The 18935-nt window shown below is 62.2% G+C and carries 22 protein-coding genes and 1 tRNA gene; 8 read left to right on the top strand and 15 right to left on the bottom strand.

Translation table 11 applies throughout. The features are described from left to right. The first annotated feature begins 32 nt into the window (after window positions 1–32). Window positions 33–941, top strand: a complete 909-nt coding sequence (locus tag CNX70_RS11660) for a LysR family transcriptional regulator (protein ID WP_096234807.1) — start codon at window positions 33–35, stop codon at window positions 939–941. Here CNX70_RS11660 and CNX70_RS11655 read toward each other — a convergent pair. Further along, window positions 938–1615, bottom strand: a complete 678-nt coding sequence (locus CNX70_RS11655) for a phosphoribosylanthranilate isomerase (RefSeq protein WP_096234806.1) — start codon at window positions 1613–1615, stop codon at window positions 938–940. The two genes, CNX70_RS11660 and CNX70_RS11655, sit on opposite strands and share 4 nt — an antisense overlap. A gap of 127 nt (window positions 1616–1742) precedes the next feature. Between CNX70_RS11655 and CNX70_RS11650 the strand changes: the two genes are divergently transcribed. Then, a complete protein-coding gene (locus CNX70_RS11650) occupies window positions 1743–1970 on the top strand; it encodes a hypothetical protein (RefSeq protein WP_070218305.1) in 228 nt (75 codons plus the stop codon). A gap of 73 nt (window positions 1971–2043) precedes the next feature. After that, a complete protein-coding gene (locus CNX70_RS11645) occupies window positions 2044–2448 on the top strand; it encodes a hypothetical protein (protein WP_096234805.1) in 405 nt (134 codons plus the stop codon). Here the strand turns inward: CNX70_RS11645 and CNX70_RS11640 are convergent. From CNX70_RS11640 to CNX70_RS28530, 8 genes are all read right to left on the bottom strand, one after another. Then, window positions 2445–3476 (bottom strand): RNA methyltransferase, encoded by a 1032-nt coding sequence (locus tag CNX70_RS11640; protein ID WP_096234804.1) that lies wholly within the window; start codon window positions 3474–3476, stop codon window positions 2445–2447. The two genes, CNX70_RS11645 and CNX70_RS11640, sit on opposite strands and share 4 nt — an antisense overlap. Before the next feature lie 64 nt (window positions 3477–3540). Next, complete coding sequence (locus CNX70_RS11635; RefSeq protein ID WP_096234803.1) at window positions 3541–3882, bottom strand: zinc ribbon domain-containing protein YjdM; 342 nt, start codon at window positions 3880–3882, stop codon at window positions 3541–3543. Window positions 3883–3972: 90 nt separating this feature from the next. After that, window positions 3973–4941 (bottom strand): CDF family Co(II)/Ni(II) efflux transporter DmeF, encoded by a 969-nt coding sequence (gene dmeF / locus CNX70_RS11630; RefSeq protein WP_096234802.1) that lies wholly within the window; start codon window positions 4939–4941, stop codon window positions 3973–3975. An 18-nt stretch (window positions 4942–4959) separates the two neighbouring features. Beyond that, window positions 4960–5235: a metal/formaldehyde-sensitive transcriptional repressor gene (locus CNX70_RS11625; RefSeq protein WP_096234801.1), complete on the bottom strand. Its 276-nt coding sequence runs from the start codon at window positions 5233–5235 to the stop codon at window positions 4960–4962. A 37-nt stretch (window positions 5236–5272) separates the two neighbouring features. Beyond that, window positions 5273–6103, bottom strand: coding sequence for a TlpA disulfide reductase family protein (locus CNX70_RS11620; protein WP_096234800.1), 831 nt, complete (start codon window positions 6101–6103; stop codon window positions 5273–5275). 70 nt (window positions 6104–6173) lie between these two features. Further along, entirely contained in the window at window positions 6174–6713 is a 540-nt protein-coding gene (locus tag CNX70_RS11615) for a DUF2325 domain-containing protein (protein WP_244199177.1), read from the bottom strand. 273 nt (window positions 6714–6986) lie between these two features. After that, a complete protein-coding gene (locus CNX70_RS11610) occupies window positions 6987–7598 on the bottom strand; it encodes a hypothetical protein (protein WP_096234799.1) in 612 nt (203 codons plus the stop codon). A gap of 258 nt (window positions 7599–7856) precedes the next feature. Continuing rightward, window positions 7857–8189 carry a hypothetical protein gene (locus tag CNX70_RS28530; protein WP_167389646.1) on the bottom strand — a complete coding sequence of 111 codons (333 nt, stop codon included), beginning with the start codon at window positions 8187–8189 and terminating at the stop codon, window positions 7857–7859. An 18-nt stretch (window positions 8190–8207) separates the two neighbouring features. Here CNX70_RS28530 and CNX70_RS11605 point away from each other — a divergent pair, with 18 nt between their 5' ends. Continuing rightward, the gene (locus CNX70_RS11605; protein ID WP_167389645.1) at window positions 8208–8870 is read left to right on the top strand and encodes a PoNe immunity protein domain-containing protein; all 663 of its coding nucleotides are present in this window, start codon (window positions 8208–8210) and stop codon (window positions 8868–8870) included. After that, window positions 8867–9994, top strand: coding sequence for a hypothetical protein (locus tag CNX70_RS11600; protein ID WP_096234797.1), 1128 nt, complete (start codon window positions 8867–8869; stop codon window positions 9992–9994). Before CNX70_RS11605 ends, CNX70_RS11600 begins: the two co-directional genes overlap by 4 nt. Window positions 9995–10245: 251 nt before the next feature. Here CNX70_RS11600 and CNX70_RS11595 read toward each other — a convergent pair. The 6 genes from CNX70_RS11595 to cysS all read right to left on the bottom strand — a co-directional run bounded on the left by CNX70_RS11595 (window position 10246) and on the right by cysS (window position 16609). Then, window positions 10246–10338: transfer RNA gene (locus tag CNX70_RS11595), tRNA-Ser, on the bottom strand. Between the two features lie 110 nt (window positions 10339–10448). Beyond that, window positions 10449–11696 carry an aspartate kinase gene (locus CNX70_RS11590; protein WP_096234796.1) on the bottom strand — a complete coding sequence of 416 codons (1248 nt, stop codon included), beginning with the start codon at window positions 11694–11696 and terminating at the stop codon, window positions 10449–10451. Between the two features lie 196 nt (window positions 11697–11892). Next, the gene (gene tilS, locus CNX70_RS11585; RefSeq protein WP_096234795.1) at window positions 11893–13311 is read right to left on the bottom strand and encodes a tRNA lysidine(34) synthetase TilS; all 1419 of its coding nucleotides are present in this window, start codon (window positions 13309–13311) and stop codon (window positions 11893–11895) included. Between the two features lie 152 nt (window positions 13312–13463). After that, the gene (locus CNX70_RS11580; RefSeq protein WP_096234794.1) at window positions 13464–14438 is read right to left on the bottom strand and encodes an acetyl-CoA carboxylase carboxyltransferase subunit alpha; all 975 of its coding nucleotides are present in this window, start codon (window positions 14436–14438) and stop codon (window positions 13464–13466) included. Between the two features lie 54 nt (window positions 14439–14492). Further along, a complete protein-coding gene (locus tag CNX70_RS11575) occupies window positions 14493–15215 on the bottom strand; it encodes a DNA-3-methyladenine glycosylase family protein (RefSeq protein ID WP_423245179.1) in 723 nt (240 codons plus the stop codon). After that, window positions 15212–16609, bottom strand: coding sequence for a cysteine--tRNA ligase (gene cysS, locus CNX70_RS11570; RefSeq protein WP_096234793.1), 1398 nt, complete (start codon window positions 16607–16609; stop codon window positions 15212–15214). Before cysS ends, CNX70_RS11575 begins: the two co-directional genes overlap by 4 nt. A 278-nt stretch (window positions 16610–16887) precedes the next feature. On the opposite strand from cysS, the gene CNX70_RS11565 reads away from it, so the two are divergent. The 3 genes from CNX70_RS11565 (at window position 16888) to CNX70_RS11555 (ending at window position 18922) form a co-directional block, all read left to right on the top strand. Beyond that, entirely contained in the window at window positions 16888–17526 is a 639-nt protein-coding gene (locus CNX70_RS11565; RefSeq protein ID WP_096234792.1) for a peptidylprolyl isomerase, read from the top strand. A gap of 71 nt (window positions 17527–17597) precedes the next feature. Beyond that, entirely contained in the window at window positions 17598–18089 is a 492-nt protein-coding gene (locus CNX70_RS11560) for a peptidylprolyl isomerase (RefSeq protein WP_070346992.1), read from the top strand. 86 nt (window positions 18090–18175) lie between these two features. Further along, window positions 18176–18922 (top strand): UDP-2,3-diacylglucosamine diphosphatase, encoded by a 747-nt coding sequence (locus CNX70_RS11555; protein ID WP_096234791.1) that lies wholly within the window; start codon window positions 18176–18178, stop codon window positions 18920–18922. Window positions 18923–18935: the final 13 nt, after the last annotated feature.

The following is an 18935-nucleotide window of genomic DNA, read 5'->3' as shown; positions in this document are numbered from 1 at the left end:
CAGGCAGTCACCGATCTCGAAAAGGCATACGATTGATTTCCATCAGACAGTTCCGCTATTTTGTCGAAGTCGTCGATGCAGGCAGCTACTCGCGCGCGGCGGAAAAGCTGTACATCGCGCAGTCGGCCCTGAGCCGGCAAATCAAGGAGCTGGAAACCGAAGTACAAGCCTTGCTGCTGACGCGCGACTCTCGCCATATCGAACTCACGCCGGCGGGACAGGTCTTTTATGAACGCGCCAAGCGCATCCTCGAAGACATCGACGAAACCGTGCGCCAGACGCGCCACGTGGGACAAGGCGCGCAAGGCATCATCCGCCTGCTGCATTCGAGCTCCGTCACCCTCACGCCCGCCATCGGCGCCGTGCTGAACCGCCTGCTGGCGCAGTTTCCCGGTGTTACGCTGGACGTGTCGAAAGGCTCGTCGGAAAACCAGGCGTTTGACATCGAAGAAGGCCGTGCCGACCTGGGCCTGGTGCGCCTGCCCACCTTGCGCAAGCACGCCAATATCGTCGTGCGCGAACTGTTTGCGGAAAAGCTGGTGGTGGCCGTGTCAGCGATGTCGCCGCTGGCCGCGCTGCAGCGCACGACGATCGCCGCCCTGCGCGACGAGGCGTTCGTCTCGATCCCGCACAAGGACCGCGGCGGCCTCAGTTACCTGGTTGCGGGCCTGTGCCTGGCGCAGGGATTCTTTCCGAAGGCGGCGCGCGCCCTGTCGCGCAAGACTTCGCAGCTGAACCTGATCGAGGCCAACATGGGCATCGCCATCGTACCCGACAGCATGCGCCTGGTGGCGCCGCCCGGCGTGCGTTTTATTGCGCTGCCGGACGAGGAGTCGCATTCCGTCGTCGGCCTGATCTCGCCGCGCGCGGCGGGCGGCATGGTGGCCGCGTTTACGGCAGCGTTCGTGCGCGAAATGAACGCATTGGCAACGACGGCTTAACCTTCCGCATACAGCGCCGCATCCACGTCGCGCACGGCCGCCATCAGCAGGGCCAGCTTCATGACATCGAGCTTGCCATCGGTGCGCACGCGCGAGCACAGGTCGATGCCGTAGGGCCGCACCTGGCGCAGCGCCTCCATCACGTTGTTGGCATCCAGGCCGCCAGCGAGGAAGACGGGACGGGGACTGGCGCGCACGAAGCGCGCACTGACGGACCAGTCGTGCGTGCGGCCCGTGCCGCCCAGTTCCGGGACCGGCGCGCCAGGGCGGCCGGAGTCAAGCAGGAAGGCATGCACATGGGGCGCGTAGGCGGGAATCAGTTCCAAAGCCTCGGGCCCTTCCACATGGATCACCTGTACGCGCCGCACATGCGGCAGCAGGCGCGCCAGCTCCTCGACTTCACGCGGGTCGATATGCCCGACGATCTGCACGGTCGACGGCTGCGTGGCGCGCACGTGTTCGGCGATGGCTTGCGCCGTCGTCTCGGACGTCAGCAGGAACGTGGCCACGGGTGGTGGCGTCCAGGCGGCGATCTGCGCGATGCACGCGTCGGGAATCGGCCCCGGGCCGGACGGCATGGCCGCCACCAGGCCCAGCGCGTCGGCGCCGGCGGCAATCGCCAGTTGCGCTTCGTCGATGGAAGCGATGCAGCAGATCTTGATGCGGGTTCTCATGGCCTTGCGTGTTCAAATGGGATGAGCAACATTACAACACAGGGCCGCGCGCGCACCAAGACACGCGGTCAAGGCCGCACACGATTGTGTGCCAGAATGGGGACATTTCCCACTTACAGACGATTCCATGGCCGACTACAAAAACCCCAGCTACGTGGCCCGCTCCATGCACCCGCGTTTCGATGAACTGACCTCGCCCGGCGAAGCCGTGCCCTACTCGGGCATCTACCGCTGCGACGGCTGCGCGCACGAGATCGTGTCGACGGAGGGCCACGTCATGCCGCCGCAAAACCACCATCAGCACAGCAGCGAGCAAGGTGCCATCCGCTGGCGCCTGATCGTCAGTCCGCGCTGATTGACAGGCGCCAGGTGGCGGACGATACTGGATTCATCCGGCATCGCCATTGGAACGTCACTGGAATACCAGCATGCGCATCGTCGACTTTGAAGTCCGCAAGGAATGTCCGCCGCAGCTGTGCGACTGCGAACGCGAGCGCCTGCTCGACGATGCGCAGGCGGACCTGTCCATCCTGCGCCTGAACCTGAGGGAAGAAAAGCGTTTGCTGGCGCACATCGAGGGCATCGCCACCTATGCGCAATTGCAGAAGCTGCAGCTGCTGTTGAAGAGCAACCTGGGCGTGCAATTGCAGATCGCGCCGGGCGGCGGCGAAGTGCGCACCGTGCGCGGCTTCCAGATCCGCCTGCAAGAGCAACCGGGCCTGTGCCGCAAGACGCGCGCCGCCATTCCGGCCGCCGTGCGGCGCTGCCTGGCCGCGCATCCCGAGATCGCGTTTGCGATCTTGAATGAAAACGATTTGCTGGGTGGGGTTTAAGCGGCGCTGGCGCGGATGGGAATGACTTTCCCCTTGGCTTCACGCGCGCGCAACTGCCCGCAGCCGCCCTCCACATCCTGCCCGGCCGAATCGCGCAATTTGGTCAGCACGCCGCGCGCGTGCAAGGCGGCGGCAATGGTGCGCGCCTTTTCCCAGCTGGGGCGCTTGAACGGCAAGTCATCGATGGTGTTATACGGGATCATGTTCAGCACCGCGTACTTGCCTTGCAGGAGCGCGACGATGCCGTCCATTTCATCGTCACCATCGTTGATGCCCTCCATCAGGGTCCACTGGTACTGTACCGGGTAGCCGGTCAGGCGCGCATACGCTTCGCCAAAGTCCACCAGCTCGCGCGGCGACAGCCTGGGCGCGCGCGGCAGCAGCTGTTCGCGCAAGTCCGGCTTGGTCGTGTGCAGGGACAGCGCCAGCGCCGGCTTGACCCTTCCCAGCGGCAGGCGCTCGAACGCGCGCGGGTCGCCCACCGTGGAAAACACCAGGTTCTTGTGGCCGATATTGCCCTCGGTGCCCAGCAGCTCGATCGCTTCCATCACATTGTTCAGGTTATGCGCCGGTTCGCCCATGCCCATGAAGACGACTTTTTTCACGGGGCGCATGGTGCGCGCCAGTACCACCTGCGCCACGATCTCGCCGCTGGTGACTTGCCGGATCAAGCCGTCGCGGCCCGTCATGCAGAACTGGCAGCCGACGGCGCAGCCGACCTGGCTCGACACGCACAGGCCGTCGCGCGGCAGCAGCACGCTTTCCACCGTCTGGCCATCGTGCAGTCCCACCAGCAGGCGCGCGGAACCGTCCGCGCCCGGATGGCTGCTGAGCAGTTTCAGCATGCCCTGCAATTCAAGGTCGAGCGCAGGCAGCGCCTCGCGCACGGGCAGCGGCAAAAAATCTTCGGCGCGGCGCCGGCCCTGGTCGTGCGGTTGCCCCTGTATCCAGTCGCGCAGCACGCGCTGTTCGTGCAGGGGCTTGGCACCGAGGGCGCGCAGGCGCTGGCGGAGATGATCGATTTGCATGGATTCTGAATAAAAAAACGGCGCGCAGGAATGAAGCCAGCGCGCCGTGTTACAGGTAAAAGCGTTACACCTTCTTGACGAACTCCGTCTTCAGGCTCATGGAACCGAAGCCGTCGATCTTGCAGTCGATATCATGGTCGCTGTCGACCAGGCGGATGTTCTTGACCTTGGTGCCCATCTTGACGACGCCGCCGCCGCCCTTCAATTTCAAGTCCTTGATGACGCTGACCGTGTCGCCATCCTGCAGGATATTGCCGGCCGAATCGCGGTACACCTTGGCGCCCTCTTCCGCTGCTTCGCCAGCCGTGGCCGACCATTCATGCGCGCATTCAGGGCAGATCAACTGGCTGCCGTCTTCGTACGTGAATTCGGATTTGCATTGCGGGCATGGTGGTAATGTGCTCATTTTCTTCTCTGTCTGGTGAACAGCGCGTGCTGTAAAAGCCGACATTATACTGCCTACGCCCCGCATCAGCGTGCTTTTCCGCCATCATTATCAAGGTCGGCGCACAATCTCGATGGTGCTGTGGACAATTTCCTCGTGGATGCCGATGCGCGCGCGCAGCTCGGCGCCTGTCAGCGTGGGGTCGCGGCTGACGACGGACAAGGCGCACGAATACAGCTGCTTGCCGACTCTCCACACGTGCAAGTCGACGACGCGCGGCGTGTCGCCGGCGCTTTCCACTTCCACCGCCTCGCGGATTTCCTGCACCACGGGATGGTCCATCTCGCGGTCCAGCAAGACCTTGCCCGTCTCCTGCATCAGCTTTTTCGCCCACAGGGCTACCAGCACGGCGCCCGCGATACCCATCACGGGATCGAGCCAGCGCCAGCCGTAAGCCCACGCGCCGCCCAGCGCAACGATGGCCAGCACGGACGTGGCGGCGTCGGCCAGCACGTGGAGGTAGGCGGCTTTCATGTTCAGGTCTTCGCCGTGGCCATGCCGATCGTGGTGATCATGGCCGTGGTGATCGTGACCATGCTGATGCTCGTGGTCGTGGTGGCCGCCGAGGATCAGCGCGCACACCAGGTTGACAGCCAAGCCGAAGGCTGCCACCGCCATCGCCTGCGGATAGTCGATAGGCTGCGGCGAGAACAGGCGCTCGACGGAAGCGGCCACCATCAGCACGGCCACGCCCAGCAGCAGGATGGCGCTGGTATAGCCGGCCAGCACCTCGATCTTCCACGTGCCGAAGGCAAAGCGGGGGTCGCGCGCATAGCGGCGCGCGGCCGCATACGCAAACGCGGCCAGGCCGATGGCAAGCGCGTGCGAACTCATATGCCAGCCATCGGCCAGCAGGGCCATGGAGTTGTACCACCAGCCGGCGACGATCTCCAGCACCATGGTGGCCAGGGTGATCCACATGACGATGCGCGCGCGGCGTTCCGCCTTGTCGCTGGCGCCGCCGAAGACGTGTTCGTGCTGCCAGGCGGACAGGTCTTCCTCGATATGTTGCAGTTGCATGCTGAGCTCTCCGGCGGATTATTTGAGGTAGGTACGCAGAATGCCCGCGATGTCGTCGGCACCCCTGGCCCGCTCGTCGCCGGAGATATCGGGACTGGCCACGTGCTCGCGCAAGTGTTCTTCGATCACTTCGGCCATCAGACCATTCACGGCGCCGCGCACGGCGGCGATCAGCTGCAGCACTTCGCCGCAGTCGCGGCCCTCTTCCAGGCCCCGTTCCAGGCCTTCCACCTGTCCCCTGATGCGTTTGATCCTGTTCAGCAGCTTGGTCTTGTTATGCGCCGTGTGTCCCATGATTTCACCTCGATAAATACTATAGGGGGGTATACTATCAGAGAGAATCGGGCGGCGCGATTTTTTGCAGCTTGCTGGCCAGCGAGGCATCGGACAATTCGCCCAGGTGGGTATCGACCAATCGCCCCTGCGCGTCATAAAACAAGGTGGTGGGCAGGGCCGAGGAACCGGCCGCCTTGCCCAGCGCCGCCGCGCTATCGAGCACTACGTTGCGCAGGGTCACGCCGCTGCTGTCCAGGAAAGCGCTGGCGGCCGCCGCATCCTCGCGCTGGTTTGCATACACGAAAACGATATCGGCACGCGCCTGCTGCGCGGCGGCCAGCACGGGCATCTCGCGCCGGCATGGCGGGCACCAGCTGGCCCACAGGTTGACCACCATCGGCTTGCCGCCGGCCAGCGCCGCCAGGGTCGTCGGCGCGCCGTCGAGCGCCTGCAGGGCCACGGATGGCAAGGCCGTCGGCTGGTCATACGCCAGCCCCATCCCTGCGCTCAACACGCCCCAGGCCAGCGCGCCGGACGCCACGCTGATGGCCAGGGGCCGGCGCATGGCCGCCATGGCGGGACGCCGGCAGCGCCACGCGGCGATGGCCAGCGCAGCGGCGATGCCGGCCGGCGCCAGCAAGCCGCCATCGCGGATATTCAAAATGGACCAGGGAGCCGCGAAGTATTGTTCGTGCCAGCGCAGCACGAACGCCAGGCGCGCCGCCAGCAGGCCGGCGATCAGCAGGTCGGAAACGAGGGGGCCGGCATCGGGCAGCTGGCGGTAGCGCCGCAGCCACCACGCCACGCCGTAGGCGACGCACAGGGAAACGAACAGCAGGACCAGGCCCGTGGGCAAAGCCAGGGGGCCGATTTGCAGGGACAGCATGGGCGCTCTCTATCACGTCGAATGGACGGCCATTGTGGCCCATGCAGATTAAACAGGCATTAATCCGGCGTCAAAAAGCGGCCAGCGCTTCCTTGCGCACGAAATGCATGGCTTGCGGCTGGTCCACCAGCACGCACTGCTTGCCCGTGCGCTTGCAATGGTCATGCACGCGCCAGTAGGCATCGTGGCTGACGCAACCCGTCTGGCAAATCACCAGGTCGGCCGCCACCAGACCCGCTTCCAGCGCCGCCGCATCATCGGCGCCATCGTCGCCACCCGCGTGGTGCAGGAAGCGCCCGCCAGCCTGCTCGACGGCCTGCTGCGCCATCAGCGCGCCGTCCGCAGCCTGGCCCGCATCCTGAGTCAGATAGCTGCCCACATACAGCACGGCTTTTTCACGCACATCGGCCTGCAAGGCGGGTGCGGGCAACCACTGCAGGCGCAGCAACTCGCGCATCAAGTCCTGCACGCGCTCGCCGAGCCACTCGACCTTGCGCGCCAGCCGGGCGCGCGTCGGCAAGCCCGGCACGCTGGCCGCCAGATCGGCCAGTGCGTCGCGCGCCAGTGCCAGCTGCGTATCGCGGATCACGACCTGCGCCCGCGCGCGCATCAATTCCGACTCCAGCTGCGCGATGCGCGCCGCCTGCGCGGCCAGCTGCGCACTGCAACGCGCCTGCGCCCGCCCATATTCGCCCATCAGCACGCGATGCTCATGCGCGATCATGTCCTCGTTGCCATACACACTGCCCATCATGCCCTCCTTCACCACCCGTGGCGCCATGGCGCCAGCCCATGCTACCCCCATTGCTCGCATTATAAATGAGAATCATTATTATTTGTGTGTGCACATGCGCGCAGCAGGGGTATGCGGTGGCCAACAGCGTCACGTAGTCGGCGGGCAAGACAGCAGGCGCTGCCAGACGTCATCCTGCACTTCACGCACCTGCCGCAAGCCGTCGGCACCGCGATAGATGCCCAGCGTATTCGGCCACGCCATATCGATGAACAACTGCCGTGCCGGATCGACCAGCAGGGACTGCCCCACATAGTTGCCCTTGATCTCGCCCTTGTTCACGGTCAGCAGGCGCGCGCCGCCCGCAAGCGCCCGCTCGTCCAGCGCCACGCCGCTGCGCTCGGCCACGTCGCGCAGCCAGCGCTCGCGCCAGCGCGCCTGCTCCTCAAACTGCCCCTTGGGTGGCCGGTCCAGCTTGACGACGGCCGCCACGGGACCATCAATGCCCGCCTGCAGCGAAAAGCCCATGCGTTCCTGCAATTCGACCGTGTAGGCCTCGCCCTTGACGTCGATCTGGTAGCGCCCCGCCCCGTCCTGCAACAGGATGTCGGCCTGATGATAGGCAGGCTTGACGCAATTGGCGTACTGATAGACGAGCACATCGAGGAACGGGAACGGCGGCGCGGCCGGGGTGGGTGCAGCCATGGCGGGCGACAGGCTGGCACACAGGGCCACGGCGGCGGCGTATTTCATCTTGCTCATGCTTGCTCCGGTTCACGTAAAAAGGCGATGACGGCCGAAAAACACCTGCGGCACGCCATCGGGTCGCTCATATTAGCTATTTTGTATATTTCTTTCTGGCACACGATTCAATTGAATCGCGCTTGTTCGATCACTATTTCTAGTGTGTAATCTTGCAAACAAGTTATGACATCGACTGCCGATACGTTTACCTCACCACACGGAGTTCCAGGCAATGTCCGCATTTCTCCATGCAATTGCATCTTCCTTACGCGTCGATCACGACGGCAGCCAGACAAGATGAACAATCGCCCATTCACCGAGCGGCGCCGCCAGCAATTTCTGGATGAAGAACTGAATGCCAACACGCGGGAAAATTAATTTATGCGCGACGATTATGGCAAAAAAACCGCTACACCAGTGAAGTTGCATGGCCGCAACCATAATCAGCAAGGGACAAGGATGCGGACGCTGAACGAACAGGACTTTCTGGCCCGGCGCAGGGAAGCGCGGCTGTCCTACGCCATCTACCTTGAAAGCAAGGAAAGCCAGGACGAGTGCTACGACATGGTGGCAACCGGCTTGCAACAGCCGGCGCACGTGCTGCAACATATTCCACCAGAAAATTTCATGACGGCCACGCGTGAGCGGGCCTGGGATGGCGTCGACCAGCTCGCCCTCGCCTACAGCGCCGGCCACGCGCTCGACGAGTTGCGCGCCGCGTATCCCACGATACTCGGCTACTGGCTGGCGTTTGCCCGGCATGACATGGCATTTGACGCTCAGGCCGGCGAGGCCGAGCAGGGATTTCCCCATTTCGCCCTGCCCGGCGACGGCTACGAGCAGGTCAACCGCATGGTCTGCCTCGGCATTTTGCTGGGCTGGGGCAGTTTGCTGCCCCGGCTGGCGCCCGTCATCGATTTCAACAACCATGATAAGGATGGCTTGCTGGAGCGGCTGCTGGCATACTTCGTTGCCGGCAGGGATGCCGCCTGGCCAACGTGCACGCGCCAGTTGCCATACGTCAATACACTCAAGATATTCGCGGCAGACAAAGAAGCCCGTCCTGCGCTGATGCAGGCTTATCTGCAGCAATGGTATGAGGCCAGCCGCCACGAGCCCTATTACGACAGCCACCAGCGCGACACCTCGTTCTGGGGCTACTGGTCCTGGGAAGCGGCCGCCATCACCTGCGTGCTCGACATCGACGACAGCAGCTATCGCGGCGCGCCCTTCTATCCGGCCGACTTGGTGGCGTTGTGCCGAAGGCAAGGAAGCGGCCCCGGCGCATGAAAGCTACCACCACCACCACCGCCATCGCCAGCGCCGTCACCGTGCTTGCCGGACTCTATTTTGCCCTGCCCACGCTGTCGCGTGTCGCCACCAATCCCTTTCCGGGCATTTACTCCATCATCGACCCCGTCACCGGCGAGACCAAAGATGTCCTGAAAGTCAAACCGCTGCTGGGCGAGTACGTGGTGCTCGCGCGTTTTACCGGCCACGGACCATGGACGGGCCCCATCTACGCAAAAGTCATGGGCGACAGCGACAGCTATGCGTCGCCACCGCTGTTTCAGCAAGACCGCATGGTCAGCGCGCTATCGCTGGGAGACATGGGCTACCTCTACCACACGCCGGGCAACAGCGACTCGCGCGTCGGCCCGTCCGATACCGGCTATATCAGCAATATCGCGAGCTTCGGCATCACCCCGCTGTTCCACCGGCCGCTGCTGGCGGGCCACGACGAGCGCGGGGAGCGGGGCCTGCACGCGTACACGCCAGGCACCGCTGAGCGCAAGGTAGTGGTCAGCACCTTGAACTACAGCCCGCGCATGATTCAGGTGGGCATCAGTACCGCCGGCAATCCCCACAACGCTGTCGATACCGATCCCCTGCATCCGTACATGAGCAGCGCCGCCAGCTGCTGCTTCTACCTGCCGGCGCAGGCCGCGGCGCCGCTAGAGGTCAAGCTCGAATATCGCTGGCTGCCCAAGGGCAAGCCTGAAGTGCTGGCCGTGACCTTGCCAACCAACAGCGACGCCGACGAACTGCTGATACTGGTGCAGGCGGATGGCACAATGAGCGTGGAATTTCGCACCCCCGGCAAGGACCTGGATCTGACGCCTGAAGGCGTCAAATCCATCAATGGCAAGCCATATCCGCTGCCACCGGCCGCCGAGCGCAAGACGCGCCTGGCGGCGGAACTGCTGCGAAGAAAACGCTTTTTGAACGATATTTCCAGGCTGCGGGACAAGGCCGCCGGGGAATCTGGCGACGTGGCCTATCAGCTGCGCTACCTGATCGACGAGTATGAGAAAACCATCACCTATCTGGAAGCGTTTTCCGCATGCACAGGCAGCCTGGCAACGTGCGACAAGCAAGCCACGGCAGCGGCCCGCGCGCCAAGTCAGTTGTAGCATGTCGGTTTGAAGGTCGATGTGGGTAGGGATGGGGGTAGTGGCGTGAGTGAATGCGCAGGTTGCGCTGGCCGCTACTGCCTGAGATGAGGGGACGGCGTTGGCCGCTGCGCGGCCAACGTGCCGCGCGTAGCGCGGTGATTGGGCGATTCGGAGAGGGCTGGGCCAGCACGGCCCAGCCCTTCGAATCACACCGTTCCGTCCAGACAAATAAAAAAACCTCCCGCAGGGGAGGCTTTTTTATTTGATTCTGGCGGAGACGGTGGGATTCGAACCCACGATACAGGTATAAGCCGTATGCATCCTTAGCAGGGATGTGCCTTCGGCCACTCGGCCACGTCTCCTAGCTGATTACTCAACTATGTCTCTGTAGCTAACTGCGCTGCAGCGACGAACGTCATAATATCGACTGCCCCCCCTTTGGTCAAGGGCGTGGAGCAATATTTTTAGATATTTAAGCTTTTTCCAGCTCGAACGCTTTATGCAGCGCGCGCACGGCCAGTTCCATGTACTTTTCATCGATCAGCACGGAGATCTTGATTTCGGAAGTGGAGATCATCATGATGTTGATGCCCTCTTCCGACAGGGTACGGAACATTTGCGACGCCACGCCAACATGGCTGCGCATGCCCACGCCGACGACGGACAGTTTCGACACTTTCGCGTCGCCCGTGATGCTGGCCGCGCCCAGCGATTCGCGGTTCGCTTCCAGCACGGCCAGCGCGCGCGTGTATTCGCCGCGCGAGACGGTGAAGGTGAAGTCCGTTTTACCGTCGACCGACTGATTCTGTATGATCATGTCGACTTCGATGTTCGCATCCGCCACCGGCCCCAGGATGTGGTACGCCACGCCTGGGCGGTCGGGCACGCCGAGCACGGTGATTTTGGCTTCATCGCGGTTGAAGGCGATGCCGGAGATGACTGCTTGTTCCATGTTTGTATCTTCCTCAAACGAAATCAGGGTGCCTGAATTGGCTTCTATTTCCAGCGGCAACATCGGGTCGGTCAGCGACGACAGCACGCGCGTGGGAACGCGGTAGTTGCCGGCAAATTCCACCGAACGCGTTTGCAGCACTTTGGAACCCAGCGAAGCCAGTTCCAGCATTTCTTCAAAGGTGATGGTCTTCAGGCGGCGCGCCTCGGAGACCACGCGCGGGTCGGTCGTGTAGACGCCGTCGACGTCCGTGAAGATCAGGCACTCGGCCGCCTTCATGGCGGCGGCGATCGCCACGGCCGACGTGTCGGAACCGCCGCGGCCCAGAGTCGCGATATTGTCGTTCTCGTCGACGCCCTGGAAACCGGTAATGATGACAATCTTGCCCGCATCGAGGTCGCGTTTGACTTTTTCGTCATCGATCGACTGGATGCGTGCCTTGGTAAAGGCGGAATCGGTCTTGATCGCGACTTGCCAGCCAGCATAGGATACGGCTTGTTTGCCGATCGCCAGCAGTGCCATCGACAATAGGCCGACGGACACCTGTTCGCCTGTCGAGGCGATCATGTCAAGTTCACGGGGATCGGGTTGATCCATGATTTCCTTGGCCAGTCCAATCAGGCGGTTGGTTTCGCCCGACATGGCCGATGGCACCACCACGATTTGATGCCCAGCGTCGTGCCACTTGGCAACGCGCTTGGCGACATTCTTGATACGGTCAGTCGAGCCCATCGACGTACCGCCATATTTGTGGACGATTAAAGCCATAAGAGTGAAGTTTCCGCTCAAGAAGAATAAAAAAGGAGGGCTTTACTCTACATGCCGCAATGCAAAATAACAAGCTAAAAAGCGCATTAGCTCATACCGATTGCGCATATGGAAATAACCAATCCATGCAGTCGGGAGCGCATGGGCAGCCACTTGCCAGCCACCCCGAGAGTGGCCGTGGCGGCTGTCCTTACGCTCAGCAGGAGAGCCAGCGCAGGGTCACGCGGGGACGCTCCAGCAGGCTCAGGCAATGACAATCGAGGCCAATACCCGCCGCATACAGCAATTGTTGCGCCGCACACACAAGTGGCAGGCGTTCGCGCTCCCAGGCGGGCACGTCAAACGCCTGGTAATGGTATTTCAAGCTCTTGGTGGGACGGTTCAGGGCCAGCTTCAGGCGCTCGCCCCCCTGGCGGAAATCGATGGTCAGTGTCTGTGATTGCAACCAGGCAATATCGATACCCTGCCCCCCCGCTTCTACCGCATCGAAATGCAGCACGCCGCCATACGCGGGAAACGCCAGGCTGGCTTCGCCCTGCCAGACAAATTGCTGGCCAGCCTTTTCCAGCCCGGGAATGCCCGCGTCGTCACGCTCGCGCATGCCGGCCAGATCATCGAGCTTCGGTGTCAGGTACAGCCGGTCGCGGTGGCGCCGCACATGGCATTCGGGATGCGTCACCAGCAATTGCGCATCGGGCCGCGCCTCCAGTAACTGCGCCAGCATTTCTGCCAGCCACGCCGTCGACGGCATGCGCAAGCCGCGCGTGCCAAACCAGTGGCGCAGCAGGTTGTAGCAGCGGTCCGCGCTCAGCTCGCGCAACTTCGCCAGTTCGATGCAGTCGCCATCGAGGCAATTTAGCAAATCCTGCGTCGCCAGTTCCGTCAACAGGCGCTGCGCCGACTGGGCATGCTGGGCGCTGCGGGCGAAGCGCTCCTGAAAACCGGGAAAGGCCTGCGCCAGCACGGGCATCACCTGATGCCGCAGCGCATTGCGGGCAAAGCGGGGATCATCGTTCGACTCGTCGTGGATGTGTGCGATCGCATGTTGCGCCACATACGCTTCGAGTTGCCTGCGCGACACCGATAGCAGCGGGCGGGCCATCACCAGATCCGGGTTGCCCAGCAGCTCGGGCGCGCTGTTGGCGCCATCCATGCCGGACAACCCGGCTGTGCCGGAGCCGCGCAGCAATTGCAGCAGCACCGTCTCGGCCTGGTCGTCCTGGTGGTGGGCGGTGAGCAGCAGGCGCACGCCGTGCGCCGCGCACAGCTCGCCCAAGGCCGCATAGCGGCGCTTGCGGGCAGCCTCTTCCGTGCCCGTCTTCGCATTCTTTTCCAAGGTGACACGGCGTGCCTCGAAGGCCATGCCCATGCCGGCGCACAAGTGCTCGCAGTGGGCCAGCCAGGCATCCGCATTCGGGCTCAGGCCGTGGTGTACGTGAAACGCATGCAGGGTCACGCCGTGCTCCTGCGCCCAGGCATGCGCCAGGTGCAGCAGGGCTGCGGAATCGAGGCCGCCGCTCAAGGCGATGCCGACCGTGCTGTCGGCTGGCGGCACGCAGGCGTCCAGTGCGCGGGCGAAGATGTCGGCGACGGTGGAGGTTTGTTGCTTTTTCAATGTGGACTCCGGGAATGCAAAGAGGGACAGGCTGCTAAACGGATGGGTTCGTTTAGCGGACTGTCCCTGGTGTTGTCTTAACCCAAGACCTTGAAAAGCCGGGGTCAGACCTTAAGGTCTGACCCCAGACTCTGCCGTTGGGTTTAAATAAATTACTCGCTCGGCGTGGTTTCCTTGAACTTGCCGTAGCTCAGCAGTTTTTCATGGCGCGCGGCCAGCAGGTCCTTGGTTTTCATGCCGTGGAACTGGCGCAGGGTATCGGCCAGTGCGCGTTTCAGCAAGGTGGCCATCTGTTTCGGATCGCGGTGGGCGCCGCCCAGCGGTTCGTTGATGATCTTGTCGATCAGGCCCATGGCTTTCAGGCGGTGGGCAGTCAGGCCCAGCGCTTCGGCCGCGTCGGAGGCGCGCTCGGCGCTCTTCCACAGGATCGAGGCGCAGCCTTCCGGCGAAATCACGGCATACGTCGAGTACTGCAGCATCAGGGTGGCGTCGCCCACGGCGATGGCCAGCGCGCCGCCGGAACCGCCTTCACCGATGATGGTGGCGATCAGCGGCACTTTCAGTTCGGCCATCACGTACAGGTTGTGGCCGATCGCTTCCGACTGGCCGCGCTCTTCCGCGTCGATGCCGGGGAAGGCGCCTGGCGTGTCGACGAAGGTGAAGATGGGCAAGTTGAATTTTTCAGCCACTTTCATCAGGCGCATGGCCTTGCGATAGCCTTCCGGCTTCGGCATGCCGAAATTGCGCAGGGCGCGCTCTTTCGTGTCACGGCCCTTCTGGTGGCCGATGACCATGCACGGCTGGCCGTTGAAGCGGGCCAGGCCGCCCACGACGGACAGATCGTCCGCGTAGCTGCGGTCGCCATGCAATTCGTGGAAATCGGTAAAGATTTCATTCACGTAATCCATGGTGTAGGGGCGCTGCGGGTGGCGCGCGATCTGCGCCACTTGCCACGGCGTCAGCTTGGCGTAGATATCTTTGGTCAGCTGCTGGCTCTTCTTGGCCAGGCGGTCGATCTCTTCCGAGATGTCGACGGCCGAATCGTCTTGCACGAAGCGCAACTCTTCGATCTTGGAATCGAGTTCCGCGATCGGCTGTTCAAAATTGAGGAAAGTCGTTTTAGTCATTGTACCTCCAGGTTTTACCGGCCACGGCGCCAGGGCGCGCGGCGTCATCTATGTTTATTTTACCGTACCGGCTGCTGCGCCGGGGGCTGCATCGGGTGCGGCAGGGGCGGCTGCAGGGTCGAGACTGCGCCACAAATACCACGTCGCCACGGTGCGCCACGGCTCCCAATTGGCGGAAACTTCGCGCGCATCGCTGCGGGAAACTGGTTCACCGGAGAAATAATTGACGCTGATGCCCTGGATCAAACCGGGGTCGTCGAGCGGCAAGACATTCGGCCGTAACAGATTAAATATCAAAAACATCTCGGCTGTCCAGCGGCCGATGCCGCGGATCTGCACCAGTTCGGCGATGACGGCTTCGTCATCCATCTGGTCCCACTGGCTCGCGTGCACGCGCTTGGCCTTGAAATGGTCGGCCAAGTCGAGGATGTATTCGGTCTTGCGTTTGGACAAGCCGCAGGCGGACAGTTGCTCGGCGCCCGCCTTCAGCACTTGCGAAGGCGTGCATTTCGGGCAAGCAGCCAACAGCTTTTTCCAGGCGGCATCCGCCGCCTTGGGCGTGATCTGCTGCCCCACCAGCGAACGGGCCAGGGTAGTAAACGGGTCGCTATGGCCGACCAGGTGCAGGTCGCCAAATTGCGGGATAAGCTTTTTCATGATGCGGTCGCGCTTCATCAGCTCGATCTTCGCCTCTTCCCAGTAGTGCGGCACCTGGATCACTTGCGCCAAGTCCGCCACCTTGGGGGCTTCCCCGTTTTCCCTGGACGTTGGCATCATGCGCGGCGCCAGTTGGTCGAGCCGTCAGGCTTGTCTTCAAGAATAATGCCCGCCGCCAATAGTTCGGCGCGGATCTTGTCCGATGCGGCAAAATCGCGCGCCTTTTTCGCCGCGCTGCGCGCCGCGATGGCCGCCTCGATGCCGGCAGCCTCGTCCTGCCCACCGGCGGCAGCGCCGACGGTCGCTTGCAAGAATTGCTGCGGCGTACGCTCCAGCAAGCCGAATACGCCCGCCAGGCCCTTCAATTGACGCGCCAGGGCCGGCGACTTGCTCTTGTTGACTTCCGTCGCCAGATCGAACAGGGCGGCCACGGCCAGCGGCGTGTTGAAATCGTCATCCATGGCCTCGGCCACGCGCACGGCATGCGCTTCGCTCCAGTCGATGGCGCCCTCTTCCACCGCCACGTCGGCCAGCGCCGTGTACAGGCGCGTCAGGGACAGGCGCGCATCATCGAGGTGCACGTCCGAGTAATTCAGCGGGCTGCGGTAGTGTGCGCGCAGGATGAAGAAGCGGATCACTTCGGCATCGAATTTTTGCAGCACTTCGCGGATGGTGAAGAAGTTCCCGAGCGACTTGGACATTTTTTCATTGTCCAGACGCACGAAACCATTATGTATCCAGTAATTCACGCTGGTATGGCCGAACGCGCCTTCGGATTGGGCGATCTCGTTTTCGTGGTGCGGGAATTGCAAGTCCGCGCCGCCGCCATGGATGTCGAACTGTTCGCCCAGCAAGGCGCAGGACATGGCCGAGCACTCGATATGCCAGCCCGGGCGACCCTTGCCCCATTTCGAGTCCCATTTGACTTCTTCCGGCTCGGACTCTTTCGACGACTTCCACAGCACGAAGTCGAGCGGATCGCGCTTGCCCGTATTCACGTCGACTCTTTCGCCCGCGCGCAGGTCGTCGAGCGACTTGCCCGACAGCTTGCCGTAGTGGGGGAAGTTGCGCACAGCGTAATTGACGTCGCCGTCAAGCCCCTGGTACGCCAGATCCTTCGCTTCGAGCTGTTCGATCAGGCGCAGCATCTGCGGCACGTAGTCGGTGGCGCGCGGCGTGTGGTCAGGCGTCAAAATACCCAGCGCGGCCGTGTCTTCATCCATGTACTGGGTGAAACGCGTCGTCAGCTGAGAAATCGTCTCGCCGTTTTCCACGGCGCGGCGGATGATCTTGTCGTCGATGTCCGTAATGTTGCGCACGTAGGTGACGTCGAAACCGGAGGCTTTCAGCCAGCGGTAGATGACGTCGAACGCCATCATCATGCGCGCATGGCCGATATGGCAATAATCGTAGATGGTCATGCCGCAGACGTACATGCGTACCTTGCCAGCTTCCATCGGGACGAATACCTGCTTCTCGCGAGCCAGGGTGTTGTAAATCTTTAGATTGCTCATCGTACTTTGCAAGTGGAGCGACCACCAGCCTGGCAAAACGACAGACAGGCGCGGACACCGGGGGTGCCGCGCCACTGAACTGCCGTGTGCGCCAAGACTGGTCGAGCCGCTATAGTGTTGTTCTTGTTTGTTAGAATTAGGGCGTTAGCGGTCAAGTATAACATTGATAAAAACCATACTGGCCCGATATGGATCAGGTTTTTACGCTGCTCAAGCAAATTTTCATTTCTTTACAATTAAAGCAAGTTTAGAGAAAAATAACGATCAAGGACACCTTCATGCAAGAAATCAAATCGAAACGCCTGTCTTTCCTGGCGCGTTTTTGCACCCTGTTTGCCGGCCTCACCCTGGGCAGCGCCGTCGTGGCAGCCGCCCCCGCAACCCCTTCGGCTACCCTCGACCCCACGCCGCACGTGGCCCTGAAAACCAGCATGGGCGAGATCGTGCTGGAACTGGACCAGGAAAAAGCGCCGCAAAGCGTGGCCAACTTCTTGCAGTATGTCAAAAGCGGTTACTACAAGGGCACCGTATTTCACCGCGTCATCGACGGCTTCATGATACAGGGCGGCGGCTTCGACAAGAACATGAAGCAGAAAGCCACCAAGGCGCCGGTCAAAAATGAAGCGCAAAACGGCTTGCAGAACGTCAGCTACAGCATCGCCATGGCGCGCACGGGCGACCCGCATTCGGCCACCGCGCAGTTCTTCATCAACGTGAACAATAACGGCGCGCTCGACTACCCTGGCCGCGACGGCTTCGGCTACACGGTGTTCGGCAAAGTTATCAAAGGCATGGACGTGGTCGACAAGATCAAGGCCGTGCCCGTGGCCGACAAGGGACCGCACCAGAACGTGCCCGTCACCCCCGTGGTGATCGAATCGGTGACTTTACTCAAATCAGCGCCCGCAAAACTGTAAAATAGCGTTTTTGCGGCCCTGAACCACGGGGGCCGTCGAATCATTCTTCATCTAATTTATTAAGGATCATCATGACCTCCGTCATCATCACCACCAATCTGGGCAAGATCACCGCTGAACTGGACGCCGAGAAAGCACCGAAAACGGTTGCCAACTTCCTGGCCTACATGCAAGCCGGCCACTACGACAACACGATTTTCCACCGCGTCATCGACGGCTTCATGATCCAGGGCGGCGGTTTCGAGCCAGGCATGAAACAAAAGCCTGCCGACACCACCGTGGAAAACGAAGCCAAGAACGGCTTGAAAAACGATACCTACACCCTGGCCATGGCCCGCACGTCGGATCCGCACTCGGCATCGGCCCAGTTCTTCATCAACATCAAGAACAACAGCTTCCTCGACTATCCAGGCCAGGACGGCTGGGGCTACGCCGTGTTCGGTAAAGTCACGGACGGCAAGGAAGTCGTCGACGCCATCCGCGCCGTGAAAACCTCGCGCACCGGCATGTTCGCCGATGTGCCAGTGACGGACGTCATCATCGAAAAGGTAGAAGCCGCCTAATTCGGCTCTGGCATCATGAATAACAGGCATTGCAGCGTTTGCGCCTCTCCATGCACATCACTTTTTGGGAGCGTTGAACGATGACAATGCCTGCCGCACTCTTTATTTCCGACCTGCATCTGCAGAGCTCGCACCCGCGCACCAGCGCGGCGTTTCTTTCTTTCCTGGAACACCATGCGCAATACGCGCAAGCGCTGTATCTATTAGGCGACCTGTTCGAATACTGGGCCGGCGACGATGACCTGGAAGACCCGTTCAATGCGCGCATGACGGCCGCCATCCGCGCCGTCAGCGATGCCGGCGTGCACGTCTACTGGATCGCCGGCAACCGCGACTTTCTTGTCGGCTCCGGCTTTGCCGCCGCCGCCGGCGCCACCCTGCTGAGCGAACCGCATGTGGCCACGATTGCCGGCCGGCGCATCGTCTTGCTGCATGGCGACGCCGAATGCACGAAAGACGTGCAATACATGGAGTTTCGCGCCATGGTGCGCCAACCTGCCTGGCAACAACAGTTCCTGTCCATGCCGCTGGCGCAGCGCAAGGCCATCATCGATGGTTTGCGCCAGAGCAGCCGCGCGCACAATGGCGAAAAATCCATGGATATCATGGATGTCACGCCCGACGCCGTCGCCCAGGTATTTGCCGAACATGCGAGCACCATCATGATTCACGGCCACACGCATCGCCCCGCCCTGCACCAGGTCGACGATACCTTGCGCTATGTGCTGCCCGACTGGGAATGCGACGTGAAGCCGCCGCGCGGCGGCTGGATCGCCATCGATGCGCGCGGCAACATCACGCGCCACGATCTCGCTGGCAACATCATCGACTAGGATTGCGCCGACC

The sequence above is a fragment of the Janthinobacterium svalbardense genome (assembly GCF_002327145.1).
Lineage (GTDB): Bacteria > Pseudomonadota > Gammaproteobacteria > Burkholderiales > Burkholderiaceae_D > Janthinobacterium > Janthinobacterium tructae.
Note: the sequence above shows the minus strand (reverse complement) of the source record. Positions and strands in the feature narration are given on the sequence as shown.

Bases quoted from the DNA above. Each gene is read 5' to 3' on its own strand.
- CNX70_RS11655 (WP_096234806.1), bottom strand. From the start codon at position 1,615: ATGAGAACCCGCATCAAGATCTGCTGCATCGCTTCCATCGACGAAGCG.
- CNX70_RS11650 (WP_070218305.1), top strand. From the start codon at position 1,743: ATGGCCGACTACAAAAACCCCAGCTACGTGGCCCGCTCCATGCACCCG.
- CNX70_RS11645 (WP_096234805.1), top strand. From the start codon at position 2,044: ATGCGCATCGTCGACTTTGAAGTCCGCAAGGAATGTCCGCCGCAGCTG.
- CNX70_RS11640 (WP_096234804.1), bottom strand. From the start codon at position 3,476: ATGCAAATCGATCATCTCCGCCAGCGCCTGCGCGCCCTCGGTGCCAAG.
- CNX70_RS11635 (WP_096234803.1), bottom strand. From the start codon at position 3,882: ATGAGCACATTACCACCATGCCCGCAATGCAAATCCGAATTCACGTAC.
- dmeF (WP_096234802.1), bottom strand. From the start codon at position 4,941: ATGCAACTGCAACATATCGAGGAAGACCTGTCCGCCTGGCAGCACGAA.
- CNX70_RS11625 (WP_096234801.1), bottom strand. From the start codon at position 5,235: ATGGGACACACGGCGCATAACAAGACCAAGCTGCTGAACAGGATCAAA.
- CNX70_RS11620 (WP_096234800.1), bottom strand. From the start codon at position 6,103: ATGCTGTCCCTGCAAATCGGCCCCCTGGCTTTGCCCACGGGCCTGGTC.
- CNX70_RS11615 (WP_244199177.1), bottom strand. From the start codon at position 6,713: ATGCGCGCGCGGGCGCAGGTCGTGATCCGCGATACGCAGCTGGCACTG.
- CNX70_RS11610 (WP_096234799.1), bottom strand. From the start codon at position 7,598: ATGAGCAAGATGAAATACGCCGCCGCCGTGGCCCTGTGTGCCAGCCTG.
- CNX70_RS28530 (WP_167389646.1), bottom strand. From the start codon at position 8,189: ATGTTGCAGCACGTGCGCCGGCTGTTGCAAGCCGGTTGCCACCATGTC.
- CNX70_RS11605 (WP_167389645.1), top strand. From the start codon at position 8,208: ATGACGGCCACGCGTGAGCGGGCCTGGGATGGCGTCGACCAGCTCGCC.
- CNX70_RS11600 (WP_096234797.1), top strand. From the start codon at position 8,867: ATGAAAGCTACCACCACCACCACCGCCATCGCCAGCGCCGTCACCGTG.
- CNX70_RS11590 (WP_096234796.1), bottom strand. From the start codon at position 11,696: ATGGCTTTAATCGTCCACAAATATGGCGGTACGTCGATGGGCTCGACT.
- CNX70_RS11580 (WP_096234794.1), bottom strand. From the start codon at position 14,438: ATGACTAAAACGACTTTCCTCAATTTTGAACAGCCGATCGCGGAACTC.
- CNX70_RS11575 (WP_423245179.1), bottom strand. From the start codon at position 15,215: ATGATGCCAACGTCCAGGGAAAACGGGGAAGCCCCCAAGGTGGCGGAC.
- cysS (WP_096234793.1), bottom strand. From the start codon at position 16,609: ATGAGCAATCTAAAGATTTACAACACCCTGGCTCGCGAGAAGCAGGTA.
- CNX70_RS11565 (WP_096234792.1), top strand. From the start codon at position 16,888: ATGCAAGAAATCAAATCGAAACGCCTGTCTTTCCTGGCGCGTTTTTGC.
- CNX70_RS11560 (WP_070346992.1), top strand. From the start codon at position 17,598: ATGACCTCCGTCATCATCACCACCAATCTGGGCAAGATCACCGCTGAA.
- CNX70_RS11555 (WP_096234791.1), top strand. From the start codon at position 18,176: ATGCCTGCCGCACTCTTTATTTCCGACCTGCATCTGCAGAGCTCGCAC.